Origin of the sequence: Rickettsia endosymbiont of Rhinocyllus conicus (genome assembly GCF_964026465.1) — a bacterium.
In the GTDB taxonomy this organism is placed as follows: Bacteria; Pseudomonadota; Alphaproteobacteria; order Rickettsiales; family Rickettsiaceae; genus Rickettsia.
Genome location: NZ_OZ032155.1, coordinates 822,707 through 836,533, shown reverse-complemented (window position 1 = coordinate 836,533; position 13,827 = coordinate 822,707). Strand labels below are relative to the sequence as shown.

Below are 13,827 nucleotides of genomic sequence, written 5' to 3'. Positions count from 1 at the left end.
TCCGGAGAAAAAATAAACGTTGTTATTATTAGGTTTTTTCGTCATTGCGAGAAGAATTACAAAGTAATAAGGGCGAAGCAAGGAAGTAAAAAAATGCTAAAATTAGTTATTTTTTACTATTTTTCTGGATTGCCACGCGGTCTACGACCGCTCGCAATGACGGTTTTAATAATACTCCAATTTTCTCCGGACACTACTGCACTTTCGCGGGAATGACATAGGAGTCATGCAACAACACCGGACAAGCCTTATAAGAAAACTATTATGCATAATAAATCATCCTTTATTTAGACCTCCACTTCCTCCAAGGTTATTGTAGAATCGGTAAGCTTAGTAATTTTCTCAATCTTCAAACGGGCTTCTTTAAGTTTCTTTTCACAGTGATTTTTAAGCAAAATACCACGCTCAAAACTATTAACTGCCGCTTCTAAAGTCTCTTGCCCGTTATCTATTTTTTTTACAATTTCTTCAAGTTCGCTTAAAGCTTCTTCAAAACTAATATTTTCGTCTAAATTTTTATTGGTAGTCATGTGTTTTTATTTTTAATGGTTAACTAAATTAGTTTCTTCTGTAGTTGTTTGCTGAGGTATTAGCAATTTTTTTAATTCACTACTATTAAAGGTCTTTTTAGGAGCAAACATATTTCCTTGTATTTTCAAACTAAGATTGCTTAAAATACTTTTATCTGCATTAGAACTAGTATTTTTTGGATCAGATTTAACAAGGCTAGACGGAATATAAAAAGATAGAATATTAGATGAATCCATATCAAAATTATATATATTAACTGCGAAAGATGCAGCCCCTGTACTATATTGCGTGACAAAATTTATATCTTTTAAAAGAGCAATGCCTTTTTGTAAGTCAATATTACCACTTATACCCGTAATTCTTTGTTGTCCTGTCGTTATAGCACTATTTATATCTTTATCAAGATTCGATGCATTATAATCATAATTATTAATTTTCTGTATGAAAGAATCAATATTAAAGTTATTAACCGTGATAACATTTATAGCAAATTGTGATTTACTAGTAAGGTTATATAGTTGATTTTGCAGAGTATTGCCGTTAGTGGAAAAACTACCGCTAATACTTATTTCACCTTCTGAAGCAGCAAATATTTTAGGTAAGAGTGCTGAAGCCTTATCTAAATCTATAGTATTTAATGCATATACAAAATTAAGAGAGTAAGGATCTAACAAAATATTACCACTACCTTGCAATTTACCACCTAATAGTTCTGCTTCAATATTATTGAATTGTAGTAAATTATTATTATTTACTGCATAGAATTTAACATTTTTTAGTACTAAATCATTTTGCGACAAGCTAGATAAATTACCATATATTTGTAACGTAACTTTATCTAAACTATAATCATTTACTAATTTATTTCTTAAATCAAGTAACTTTGCAGGTGATAATAAATCAGTACTTAAACTACCATCTTTAATTTCGACAGTTAGAGATGGTAATACGCTAGAAGCATCCAAATTCCAGCTAGTTGATAAGTAGCTATTATTTGTTTTTAAATCTAGATTACTAATTTTTACACTAGCTGGTGAAATTTTAGCAAGTAGATTCATCTTATCAAAGATTTGATCATTATATTTAACACCATCTACTAAAATATCTAAATTAATTGTATAAGGATTTGTTCTAATTGGGATAAATTTACTTGGATAATCTAGGCTCTTCATATCCTTAGTCAAGCCTTGCACAAATTCGATAAAAGGTGAAATTACTGGATAACTATTTTTTGTTAAATCAAGCGAAGATATACTAAGTGTAGCATTTAAATGAGGTGTTTGAGCAATAAATTTACCAGAAAAATTCCCTGATAAACTTAAATTATCTGTTTTTAGCAATAAATCTTTAAAAAATAAATCTATTAAGGTTAGTTTTAACTCAGACGATAGAGTAAATGGTATAGCATCTTTAACTGTGATATCAGCAAATCCTAATATATTTAGTAACGAATTAAAATCGTTATGCTTTAAATATATTTGTCCATCAAACATACTTCTAATAGAATTCTGCGTTACATTACCTAGAAGCTTGAACTCACCATCTGGTTTAATACTTCCTAAACATTCATCTATTTTTAAAGTACCTTTTGATAAGCTAGAAGTAAACATTACTTTCTCTAATGTATTATTATTACTTAAAATTACTTCATCAATTACAATATTGATTTTAAGCAACTTATCAGCAAAAATAAATCTAATATTCGATGGAGCAGTATTAAATGTTACCGGAGCATTTGAAGAAACTATTGAATTTAAATCTATTTTAGAAAAATTTAAATTAACAGTACCAGTAGTATTATCATTTTTAGCAATGTTAATAGCACCACCCCCCGTAATAAATGGTGATTCTACAACTATATCTTTTAGCTCTACTGCATCTTCTGAATTTAAAATGTTAAACTTAACATTTACTACACTTGTTTGATTCAGCTTATTTAAAATATGGCTTAAATCCGGTAGTATGTTATACATTGCTAACGCTAGGTTTTTGATATTATATTCACCATTACCGCTATCAAGTTTAGAATCCTTATAAACTTGCGACAATTTAAAATTATAATCTTTATTATCAATATCAAAGCTAAAATTTACTATATTCTCACTCTTATTAATTGAGCCTGAAATTATGCCTAACTCGTTATTTGTAGTTTTAAATATATAATTAGATGCTAAATTTTCCTTTTTTAATGAACAATTAGAAAAATTTAAAATGGAATAATCTTGTTTATTAATAATATTGAGGTTTGTAATATTAAGATTTATATTTTGCAGTTTATATTTAAAAAACTTATCTATTAGCTCTTCATTATTATAAATATTGAGCATCTTAGAATCTGCATAGATCTTAGCGTCTAATATTTCTAACCTACTAATTTGAGGGCTAAGTTTTATAAGTGACCAGACTGAGAAATAGACTTTAACTTCTTCTAAATCTACTTTTCCCTCTTCCTTTATTGATTCAATGGCTAAATAAGGTATTGGGAATTTATTTATTTTTATTTTTCCGATATTCTCATTGGCAATTCCTAAGCGATTAGTGAAATTACTCGCAACAGAATTATAATTAACTAGAGACAATGCACCAAAAAAAAGAAATAGTAATAAGGAGCAAGAAATTATTATGCCAGCAATTATTTTTTTTATCATATCTATAAAAAATTATTTAAATATATTATTATATATAACTAGCAAAATTTAAAGGTAAATTAATGAATTCCTTAGAAAATTTAATTCTAGTCGGTGTAATAAAATCATGTCATGGGATTAAAGGACATGTAATTTTAAGATCTTTTACCGATCCTGCTATAAAAATAACTGAAAGGGAATTAGTAAACGAATCAGGTGAGAAAGTAAATATTAATCTAATTAAACAAAATTCTAAAGGTGAATTAATTTGCCAATTTAATGATATATCTACTCGCAATGAAGCAGAAAATTTAAAAGGCTATAAATTATTTTGTTTACGTTCAAGTTTGCCAAAACTAAAAGAAGACGAGTTTTATATAACCGATTTAAATAATTTATCAGTATTAGACAGTAACCATACTGAAATCGGTAAAATTAAAAATATCCTCAATTTTGGTGCTGGTGATATAATAGAAGTAGAATTTTTAGATAAAACAACCGAATTATTACCTTTCAACAAAGATTTCTTTCCCGCTATAACTAAGGATTATGCCATTTTAAATTATAAGAGGGATGAATGATAATGTCATTGCGAGGAAATTACGAAGTAATTGACGAAGCAATCCAGCTAAAAAATGCTAATTTATAGCATTTTTTATTATCTTTTTTGGATTGCCACGCTCATTTCATTCGCTCGCAATGACGGAAAAATCAATTCACAGAGGCAACCCATACACAAACGTTAATAAATTTACATCATGGAAATGATTGTCCTTTTTTAGTGCCATTAGGAGCTTTGACATTGGATATTGTAGGATTTTCTAACTGTATAGCATTTTTTGCATCCGTCAATTTTGCCATAATTTGGACATTATCCTTAATATTAACTTTATCTTTTCCTACAACCATTTTAGCTCTTTCAATATCCGGTTCATCTTTACTTACAGTTTTTAATTCAGACTTTCCTGATAAAGTTCTTACATCTTCTGTTTTATCTTGAGATTGTCCTGAAACAGCTGCCCCTCTTTTTTCCACCTGTTCTTGTAATAAATTATCTATAGCTTTTAAACGAGCATCTTTAGATAAATCTTTATTATCAATTAAATTAGCCTGTATGAAATCTAACTGATCTTTAGTAGAAGATTTTTCATTAAACTTTTCAGTTAAATCTTTAGCTTGCTTTTCTGATTCAGCTTTCTTTTCTTCATTAGTTTTAAAGTTACTACCACTGGCAGAAAGAATATTACGTAGTTTATCAACTTTGTTACTTACAAAATTAGATACATCGCTTAACATATTTGAAGTTTCTTGTACAACTTTTTCTTGTTCAGATATTATAGGTTTTTCTATTTGTTGTTTTGATGTATCATCAACAGGTCCTTTTTCAAATCCAGGCTCAGCAGCTTTATTAAGATTTCCCAAAGCCTCCATTGTTTCTCTTGCAGCTTTAACTATATCTTTCTCTGGTTTATCTTGTTCTAGATTTTGTCCTTTTAACCCTTGAGTTAAATTCTGCATTTCCCTTTCTAATATTGCTTCGTTTGCTATATTTTCAAGAGCAGATCTTTCTTCAGGTACAGCATTAGCTTTAATGCTTTTAACAACACCTTGAGTTATTTCAGGACTTTCATTTCCTATACCCTTATGAATTCCATCTATCAAGCCCTTGGTCATTAGTTCTTTATCTTTCAGCTCAGCTGTGCTTTTTACAATTCCATCTTCTGCAAATGAAGCAATAGTAGCTTTCTCTGGTATAGACATGTCTTTATGACTAGCTATAGCTTCACCCACAACCTCAATAATACCTACTTTATCCTTAATACTTAAAGGACTTTGAGCAACTTCTTTTGTAATACCTTCAACTATTTCACCTTTTATTTCCGCTTTAGCTGGACCATCTAAAACATCTGTAGTGATAGTTTTTATTGCATCCGTCTTTTTTACAGCATCAGATAAAGGATCATATAAAATACCCTGTACTTTCTTTATTGTTTCTTCTGCTGCTTGCTTTTCTTTAATTTTATCTAAATTTTGCTGCATTAATTGTTGCTGCTCTGGACTTAGAATTCCTGCTTCTCTAGCTTTATCTAGTACATCACTTTTTAATTGACTTTTTTCTTGAGCATCATGCTTAGAAGCTTCTATTACATTGCTTATTACTTCAAATATCTCTCCTTTTTCGTCTTTATTCAGGTTACTATCTAATACAGCATCAGTTATGCCATTAATAGCCTGCAATCTTACATCTGAGGTATTAAGCTCTAAAGCAGAGTCAGTTATCTTTTCTACTATTTGTTTTTTAGCAGCTTGACTTAAACTATCTTGATCTAGAGCAACAGATGTTATTCCTCCAAGCAATTTTGCTTTTTCTGGTTCTGATAAAACATTATCATTATTTATTGTGTCTAATATTTTACCTAAACCCTCTATCCTTACCTCTTCAGGAAGCTCTTTATTACCTAATACATTTTCAGCTAAAGTATTAATTCCTGCTTGTTTTTGGTCGACGCTTGCTTCTTTCTCTCCTAAGATTTTCTCTGCTACCTCACCGATTAAACCAGCTGGCTCATTTTCATTTTTTAAATCTTTATTTAACTGATTTAATAAATTCTGCATAGCTTGCGATAAGCCTGTTGCTGCATCAACTATATCTTGTGATTGTGGTTGTGGCTGCGAAATCTCAACTTGTTGTGGTTGTGGTATTTGTGAAACCCCAGGCTTTTGCCCTGAACTAAAAGGTGTTATAGGAGGCACTTGATTGGAAGCTATCCCCGATTGAGGTTCAGGTATCGCTGTATTTTTAGTTTCAATAGGCTTTTCATTTGCTGGATCTATTTGTTGTGAAGATACAGATTTTTCACCTCCTTGAACTCTATAAATATCTTGGTCTATAGTTTGTGAGACATCAACGCCCTGCCCTTTATTTACTGCAACCTCTTTCATCATGGCTTCATATTTGCTTCGTGTTACAGGCAGCGTATAAATTTCTCCACCATGCTCTATATAACCTACTGCATTTTCATCTTTTCCCATAAATTTTATAGGTTGCGGTGAGCTTATTTCTTTGAGTTTAGGAGTACCATCAGGATGCGGATCTGCTTCATAGTGAGCAGTAAAACGGAGTGCATTATTAGATTTACCCTCTTTATTTTGTGCAACAAGCGATAAATGCATCGTACCACTTTTGCCCTCAAGGTCTGTAGGAAAGTCTATCGCTCTATATGAATTAACTGTAACTGGAGTACCATCCTGCTTATAGACAGTCATCGGGGCAGTTTTATGAGTTTTTTCGGCTAACGTACAAATTTCTTCACCGGCATCATTTTTAATTACTGTTGATCTAAGATCACCTGCACTTATTTGATTTTCCCATTGCATTGACCTAAATCCACCAACATATTTATTGGCATATTCTTGTCTAATGTTTTCATATTGCCCTTTAAACTGCTCGTTAGATAAAGCTTTATCATATAAGCCTTGTCTTTCCTCTGCATTAAGGTTTGCTAGAAATTGTCTGAATTTTTCTTTATCTTTTGCTTCTTCTGAGTAAGCAGGATCATTATTAAGATAATTTCTTAATAACTCTTCTTGTTCTTCTTTAATTTTATTTTCACGATAAACTTCTGCACTATGTGATGCAAGAACGTTCTTATAGCCTGCTATTTCTATATTTTCTAATCCCTTTTTAAGATCAGGATTTTCTAAAGCTTTATCGTATAATTCTCTTTTATTTGGATCTTCATTCAAAGTTCTTAAAAAATCTCTAAATTTTTCGTCATTTTCAAAATTAGGTTTCAGATCAGGATTTTCTGCATTTTCTTTTAGTAACTGATTTCTTATTAAATCACGCTGCTTTTCCAGAATTTCTTTTCGAATAGCTTCAGTTATTGGATCTATAAAGCCATCTCCTGATATACCTCCTGCTAAAGCACTAGCCGAAAGCGAAGATGTTGAAGTGGCAGTAGCAGGTGTAGTATCAGTACTACTAAAAAAAATACTATCTCCCTCAGACTCAAACAACTCTTGCTCCTGTCTTGTTTGTTCTTGCTTTTCTGCTTCAGTGAACTCTTTATTTGCTATTGGATCAAACTCCTTTATAATTTCTTCTACATTAGGATCTTTACTCATAAAACCTCCAGGCTATATTTTAAATTACATTAATTCTAATAATAGTTTGCTAGTAATAGCAAGAAAAAAATTGTTTTTTATTGAGAAAGTTTAACAGATTTTTTATATTCTTTGTTTAATTCTTTTACTGCCCAAAACCATATTAAACAAGTGATTATAAATATAAACATTAAACATACGGAAATAGATTGATAACTTGCAGAAGGTAAAATAATAAAAACTAAAGATTGTAAAAATGCACTTCCTGATTTTCCAAGTTTTGTACCAAGCACATCAGCAGCAGCTTTTCCTTTTATCTTTATTTCTTTATCTAACGGCACATAAGCCATCTCTTTTGTTGAATCAAATAAGGTATATTTACTTGATTTACTGAGTACATTTTGAATAGCACCGATAGTTATAGCAATTAAAGCCGGATCAGTTAAGATAATACTTGCTACTATCAAACCAGCAGAGTTTTCAAAATTATTAACAGTAAAAAATAATATACCTGTAGTAAAAACTATTATAGGAGTAATAATAGCTGCCGTAAACCAACCGAGTTTTCTAACTATATTTGAGCCAAGTACAACAAAAAGAATAGTAAACGCTCCCGTATAACTTAAATAATTACCGATAAATGCAACATATTCAGTCGGGGTTTTGTATATTTTAGTAGCTGCTGCTTTCCAAGGTCCTTCCACTAAATTTATAGCAATACCATAACAAATAAGTAAAGTTGCAATTAATCTAATATGTCTGGAAGAAAGGATCATCTGAAAGCTTTCGGCAATTGTCATGGTTTTTTTCTTTGCCTTAAAACGCAACAATGCCATATGTTCTTTATCTAGCACTTTGTGATTTAGCAACCAAAAAGTTTTAATACCTACTATCCCTAGAATCAATACTATAGTTAATATAATCTGCACGGAAAGAGTATGAAAAGATGCCTGTAGTGAAAATTTTGCGGCTACATACTCATTAATATGACTTAAATTTTCTAAAAACTGTCCTGCTAAATAAATCCCTGTTTGGCTAAGTAATCCAAATAAAGGATAAAATCTTTTCGATTCTTCAACAGTAGTTATATTATTTACAAATTGCCAAAAAAGTAGTGCAAAAGCTACATTTGGCCATAATTCAGCTATTATATAAAATAGAGAAAAACTCCATTTCGATAAAAGCAAAATAAACCATTTTAAGTTTGGCAGACTTGTAATTAAATTTTGAGCAGTAGTTGGACTTAAATGTAATATCTCGTGATTTGGGAAAATAACATAAGCAAAGAGGGCAAAAAATGCTAAAAATATTGAAATGATCAGATAAAATATATTTTCTGCTTTCATTCTATTAACAAGCTTTACATAAATAGCCGTCATTAAAAAAGCACAAGGCATAACTCCCCAGAACTTTAGAAAGGAAATTGTTTCCGCTCCAATCATCGTAGTAACTATACTATCTTTTAATGCTCTGATTAAATTTTGAATAAATAAAATACAAAACATTAACAAAGTAATGAATAAAAACTTAGAAAGCTCTTGGCGTTTTATTGGCCAAATATAGTCTGAAAATTTATTTATTAACTTGTTGATTTTACGAGGGGAATTATCTAAATTATGACTTGAAAAAGTATGGTTTGAATTATTTTGGTTAATTGTCATTGATTTCGGTCTAACCTAATTGGCTAGAATTATATATTATAGATTTTTTAAACCCACGTCAAGTATATACTCGTTGAACTTGAAAAATTGGCTACGTTATCTTTGCAAGTCCTCCGGTCCTCACGTATTAAGTGATACGCTTCGGTCCTCGGCTTACAGACCGATTACTCTTTTCCAAGTTGATCTTCGTATATAATTCTTCATTTCAGAAAAATAATGTATGAATAGTTATTGGTTAAATGTTTATAAGCCTAAAGGAATAAGCTCGGCTAAACTTGTTAGTATAATAAAAAAAGTACTTGGTAAAGTTAAGATAGGACATAGCGGCACTTTAGATGTCGAGGCAGAAGGAGTACTGCCTCTTGCTATAGGTGAAGCTACAAAATTAGTGCAAATGCTGATTGACGCTAAAAAAACCTATATTTTTACCGTAAAATTTGGTAAGCAAACCGATAGCGGTGACTATGCCGGCAAAGTAATAGACACAACAGATTTTATACCATCGAAAGAAAGTGCCTATGCCATATGCTCTAAATTTATTGGTACTATAACACAAACCCCCCCTGCTTTTTCTGCTCTTAAAGTTAATGGAGTACGAGCATATAAATTAGCACGAGATGGTAAAGAAGTAGAACTAAAACCACGTAATATAACAATTTATGATCTAAAATGTCTTGATTACGATGAACAAAATGCTACTGCTATTTACTATGCTGAATGCTCAAAAGGTACTTATATAAGGACTTTAGCAGAAGATTTGGCATTGTCCTTGCAAAGTTTAGGATTTGTGATAGAATTACGCCGTACTCAAGTTGGAATATTTAAAGAAGAAAATTCTATTCGAATTGACTCTTCTAATGATATTACCAAACTTTCCCTTGAGGAAAAAAATATAAAGATAGAAGCAATACTGGACGACATCCTGGTTCTTGATGCTAACGACGAGCAAGCACAAAAAATTAAATATGGTCAAAAATGCCTATTTGATTATGATAAAAACGTAGATTTTATGTGGGTTCGCTATAAAGGTGCTTTGCTTGCAATTGGTAGCTTAAATAAGAATTGCTTCCATTCTTTACGAGTATTTAATTTAACGCAATAGACTAATAAGGAGAAATTATCGATGTCGATTACACAAGAACGTAAACAAGAATTAATTAAAAATTATGCTATAAATGATAATGATACAGGCTCAAGTGCAGTACAATGTGCTATTTTAACTGAGCGGATCAATAATTTAACTGAGCATTTCAAATCTAACCATAAAGATCATACCTCAAGAAGAGGGTTATTAATCTTAGTCGGACGCCGCCGTAGATTACTTAATTATATAAAGAAAAAAAATGTAAGCGAGTATTTAGATTTAATAAGTAAGCTCGGTATTAGAAAAATTAAGTAAATTTATGTCATCCATGCGTGGATACCAAAGCGTCTGAGCTAAGTGAATGAAATGAGCGTGGCAATCTCATGAAAAAGCATAAGATTCCTAAGATTGCCGCGTCGAAACTTACAGTTTCTCCTCGCAATGACGCAAAACACTAAAATATAAATTAAGAGATATATATAGATGTTTAATGAGATAATTAAAACAGTTGAATGGGGCGGAAAAACTCTTGAACTGAGTACCGGCAAGATAGCTCGCCAAGCTGATGGAGCAGTTACCGTTAAAATGGGTAATTCTGTACTACTATGTACAGCAGTAACTGCTGCCAAAGCAAAAGAAGGTATTGGCTTTTTTCCTCTAACAATTAATTACAGAGAAATGGCATATGCTGCTGGTAAAATACCAGGCGGCTTTTTTAAGCGTGAGGGCAAAGCATCAGATCGGGAAGTTTTAGTATCACGTCTGATAGATAGACCGATCAGACCATTGTTCCACCCTGCTTTTGTTAATGAAACATTTGTTACCTGCACTGTTCTTTCATATGATCCTGAAACACCAGTTGATATACTTGCTATTATCGGTGCTTCCGCTGCACTTAGCCTTTCACCTGCACCTTATCTAGAAATAGTTGCTGCAAGTAAAGTAGGCTTAATAAACGGGGAATTCGTTTTAAACCCAACACTTGACTTATTAAAGACAAGCCAGCTTGATTTAGTTGTTGCAGGAACAAACGACTCTGTAATGATGGTTGAGTCAGAAGCACATTTACTTTCTGAAGAGCAAATGCTTGCTGCTGTAAAATTTGGCTTTGATAGTTTCCAGCCAGTAGTAAATATTATTAAAGAACTTGCAGCTGAAGCTAAAAAACCAAAGCTTGAAATGCAAGATTTATATCCTGCTGAATTAAAGAATGAAATTAAAAAATTATTTGCAAAAGAAATTGAGCAAACTTTTGCGATTAAATCTAAACAAGAACGTAGTACTAATTTAGAACTAATACCTGAAAAAGTACTTAAGCATTTTGCAGATGATATAGAAAGTAAAAAATATAATAATTACCAAATCGAATCAGCTTTAAAATCTGTTGAATCAGATGTATTACGTGGTAATATTTTACAAAAAAATAAACGTATAGATGGACGTACTACAACAGATATAAGACAAATTACTTGTGAAGTTGGATTATTACCTTGTGCTCACGGCTCAGCTTTATTTACTAGAGGCGAAACACAGAGCTTGGTAAGTAGCACATTTGGAACTAGCTTAGATGAACAAATAATTGATAGCCTTGAGGGTGAATATAAAGAACGCTTTATGCTTAATTATATCTTCCCACCTTACTCTGTTAATGAAGCAATGCCGATGAAAGCTCCAGGAAGACGTGAAGTTGGGCATGGTAAACTCGCTTGGCGTGCTGTTAATCCGGTATTACCTACTAAAACACAGTTCCCTTATTCTATTAGAGTAGTTGCAGAAACTACCGAATCTAATGGCTCTTCTTCAATGGCAACAGTTTGCGGTAGCTCACTTGCTTTAATGTATGCTGGTGTTCCAATAAAAGCACCAGTAGCAGGTATTGCTATGGGGCTTGTTAAAGAAAAAGAAAAATTTGCGGTATTATCTGATATTCTTGGCGATGAAGATTATTTTGGCGATATGGACTTTAAAGTTGCAGGTACTAGCGAAGGTATCACAGCTTTACAAATGGATATTAAAATATCTGGTGTAAATTTTGACATAATGAAAATAGCTTTAGAGCAAGCACGAGCAGGACGTTTGCATATACTTGAGCAAATGAATAAAGTTATTAGTAAACCAAATAATGAGATGAGCAAAAACGCTCCATCTACTACTACTTTAAAAGTTGATAAGGATAAGATCAGAGATATTATCGGTCCTGGTGGTAAAGTAATAAAGGAAATTTGCGAAACTAGCGGTGCTAAAATTGATATAAGCGATGATGGCACAGTTTCTATTTATGCTCCGGATAAGGATAAGCTAAAAGTTGCTTTAGATAAAGTTAAGGCTATTGCTATTGAACCTGAAATAGGTGAAGTATTTAACGGCACAGTGATGAAAATATTAGATTCTGGTGCTTTTGTTAATTATCTAGGCAATAAAGATGGTTTTGTTCATATTAGCGAAATTGCCGAAGAAAGAATCGAATCAGTTAGCAGCGTTTTAAAGCAAGGCGATATAGTAAAAGTTAAGCTTATCGGGTTCGATAATAAAGGTAAAGCAAAACTAACTATTAAAAATGCTGAGAAAGATAAATCTTCAGCAAGCCCAAAACCAAAAAATAGTCCTAAAGAACACCAAGAACCTGAAAAACGGGAAAATGGTAAAAAAAGAGCTTGGAACGAAGATAATAATGCTGAAACGACTGAAGTAGTTACAGAACGTAAATATTTTAATTGATAATAACCGTCATTGCGAGCGAACGTAGAGAGTGCGGCAATCTCAGGAAGTAGTATCTGTCTCCTAAGATTGCACACGTACAAAACTTACAGTTTTTCCTCGCAATGACGATTTTTATAAAACAACTATAAAAGCAATGAACCCTATAAACAATTACCAGAATATTGCTAAAAGAGTAATTTCTAGTGAAGCTAGTGCTTTAAAAAAGCTATCTGAATATATCCCTGAAGATTTCAACCGAATTGTAGAGTTTTTACTATCTTTTAAAGGAAGAGTAATTTTAACTGGTATAGGTAAAAGTGGTTATATTGCAAAGAAAATAGCCGCAAGCTTTTCTTCAACTGGTATGCCAGCTTTTTATATACATCCAGCGGAAGCAAGCCATGGGGATCTTGGGATGATTACTAAAGATGATTTAGTAATTATGCTTTCTAATTCCGGTGAAACTAAAGAATTATTTAACATCATTAAATATTGCAAAGATTTTTCTGTAAAAATTGCCGCAATGACAATGAATAAAAATTCTACTTTAGCTGCAAATAGTGATTTCTTACTTATAGTGCCTGAATATTCAGAAGCCTCAATAATTGGAGCTCCTACAGTTTCATCTTTAATAATGCTATCACTTGGCGATGCATTAATGACTGTCATACATGAAGTAAAAGGTTTTACTAAGGATGATTTCAAGTCATATCATCCAGGCGGTAGCATAGGGGCTAATTTGACAGAAATTAAACATTTAATGCGTAGCGGTGACCAAATACCTTTAGTGCATGAAGATACACCTTTTGCTGAAACTATAATTGTTATGAATAAAAAACGCTTAGGTTGTACCTTAGTAATAGATAAAGCTAAGAATTTAGTAGGGGTTATAACAGATGGTGATTTACGTCGTCATATTAACGATCAAATTCATTTAAAAACAGCCTCAGATATTATGACTAAAAATCCTGTATATATTTCATCTGAAATATTTGCAAAAGAAGTTTTAGATTTAATGAAAGCTAAAAATATTACTAATTTACCCATTGTTGACAATAATATCATTATAGGCATTACTCATATACATGATTTATTGCGAGCAGGAGTCAATTAGTAT

9 protein-coding genes are annotated in these 13,827 nt (G+C 31.7%); 5 read left to right on the top strand and 4 right to left on the bottom strand.

Translation table 11 applies throughout. From position 1 onward, the window contains the following. Nucleotides 1-287 precede the first annotated feature (287 nt). Both AAGD54_RS04430 and AAGD54_RS04425 read right to left on the bottom strand, forming a co-directional pair. Nucleotides 288-530, bottom strand: a complete 243-nt coding sequence (locus tag AAGD54_RS04430) for an exodeoxyribonuclease VII small subunit (protein ID WP_341795118.1) — start codon at nt 528-530, stop codon at nt 288-290. Nucleotides 531-542: 12 nt separating this feature from the next. Then, the gene (locus tag AAGD54_RS04425; protein WP_341795117.1) at nt 543-3,179 is read right to left on the bottom strand and encodes an AsmA-like C-terminal region-containing protein; all 2,637 of its coding nucleotides are present in this window, start codon (nt 3,177-3,179) and stop codon (nt 543-545) included. 62 nt (nt 3,180-3,241) lie between these two features. Here AAGD54_RS04425 and rimM point away from each other — a divergent pair, with 62 nt between their 5' ends. Further along, nucleotides 3,242-3,739, top strand: coding sequence for a ribosome maturation factor RimM (rimM, locus tag AAGD54_RS04420; protein ID WP_341788133.1), 498 nt, complete (start codon nt 3,242-3,244; stop codon nt 3,737-3,739). 175 nt (nt 3,740-3,914) lie between these two features. Here the strand turns inward: rimM and AAGD54_RS04415 are convergent, their stop codons facing one another. Together AAGD54_RS04415 and tlc4 are read right to left on the bottom strand one after the other, a co-directional pair. Further along, entirely contained in the window at nt 3,915-7,286 is a 3,372-nt protein-coding gene (locus tag AAGD54_RS04415; RefSeq protein ID WP_341795116.1) for a Sca4 family spreading effector, read from the bottom strand. A gap of 77 nt (nt 7,287-7,363) precedes the next feature. Beyond that, nucleotides 7,364-8,926 (bottom strand): NTP/NDP exchange transporter Tlc4, encoded by a 1,563-nt coding sequence (tlc4, locus tag AAGD54_RS04410; RefSeq protein WP_341795115.1) that lies wholly within the window; start codon nt 8,924-8,926, stop codon nt 7,364-7,366. A gap of 220 nt (nt 8,927-9,146) precedes the next feature. Here tlc4 and truB point away from each other — a divergent pair, with 220 nt between their 5' ends. The 4 genes from truB to AAGD54_RS04385 all read left to right on the top strand — a co-directional run bounded on the left by truB (nt 9,147) and on the right by AAGD54_RS04385 (nt 13,824). Continuing rightward, complete coding sequence (gene truB / locus AAGD54_RS04400; RefSeq protein WP_341795114.1) at nt 9,147-10,028, top strand: tRNA pseudouridine(55) synthase TruB; 882 nt, start codon at nt 9,147-9,149, stop codon at nt 10,026-10,028. A gap of 21 nt (nt 10,029-10,049) precedes the next feature. Continuing rightward, complete coding sequence (gene rpsO, locus AAGD54_RS04395; protein WP_011477440.1) at nt 10,050-10,325, top strand: 30S ribosomal protein S15; 276 nt, start codon at nt 10,050-10,052, stop codon at nt 10,323-10,325. 168 nt (nt 10,326-10,493) lie between these two features. Beyond that, nucleotides 10,494-12,728, top strand: a complete 2,235-nt coding sequence (pnp, locus tag AAGD54_RS04390) for a polyribonucleotide nucleotidyltransferase (RefSeq protein ID WP_341795113.1) — start codon at nt 10,494-10,496, stop codon at nt 12,726-12,728. A 136-nt stretch (nt 12,729-12,864) separates the two neighbouring features. Next, complete coding sequence (locus AAGD54_RS04385; protein WP_341788138.1) at nt 12,865-13,824, top strand: KpsF/GutQ family sugar-phosphate isomerase; 960 nt, start codon at nt 12,865-12,867, stop codon at nt 13,822-13,824. The last annotated feature ends 3 nt before the right edge of the window (nt 13,825-13,827 follow it).

Excerpts from the sequence above, each read along its gene's own strand:
- AAGD54_RS04415 (WP_341795116.1), bottom strand. The coding sequence starts at position 7,286 with ATGAGTAAAGATCCTAATGTAGAAGAAATTATAAAGGAGTTTGATCCA.
- AAGD54_RS04430 (WP_341795118.1), bottom strand. The coding sequence starts at position 530 with ATGACTACCAATAAAAATTTAGACGAAAATATTAGTTTTGAAGAAGCT.
- truB (WP_341795114.1), top strand. The coding sequence starts at position 9,147 with ATGAATAGTTATTGGTTAAATGTTTATAAGCCTAAAGGAATAAGCTCG.
- rimM (WP_341788133.1), top strand. The coding sequence starts at position 3,242 with ATGAATTCCTTAGAAAATTTAATTCTAGTCGGTGTAATAAAATCATGT.
- pnp (WP_341795113.1), top strand. The coding sequence starts at position 10,494 with ATGTTTAATGAGATAATTAAAACAGTTGAATGGGGCGGAAAAACTCTT.
- AAGD54_RS04385 (WP_341788138.1), top strand. The coding sequence starts at position 12,865 with ATGAACCCTATAAACAATTACCAGAATATTGCTAAAAGAGTAATTTCT.
- tlc4 (WP_341795115.1), bottom strand. The coding sequence starts at position 8,926 with ATGACAATTAACCAAAATAATTCAAACCATACTTTTTCAAGTCATAAT.
- AAGD54_RS04425 (WP_341795117.1), bottom strand. The coding sequence starts at position 3,179 with ATGATAAAAAAAATAATTGCTGGCATAATAATTTCTTGCTCCTTATTA.
- rpsO (WP_011477440.1), top strand. The coding sequence starts at position 10,050 with ATGTCGATTACACAAGAACGTAAACAAGAATTAATTAAAAATTATGCT.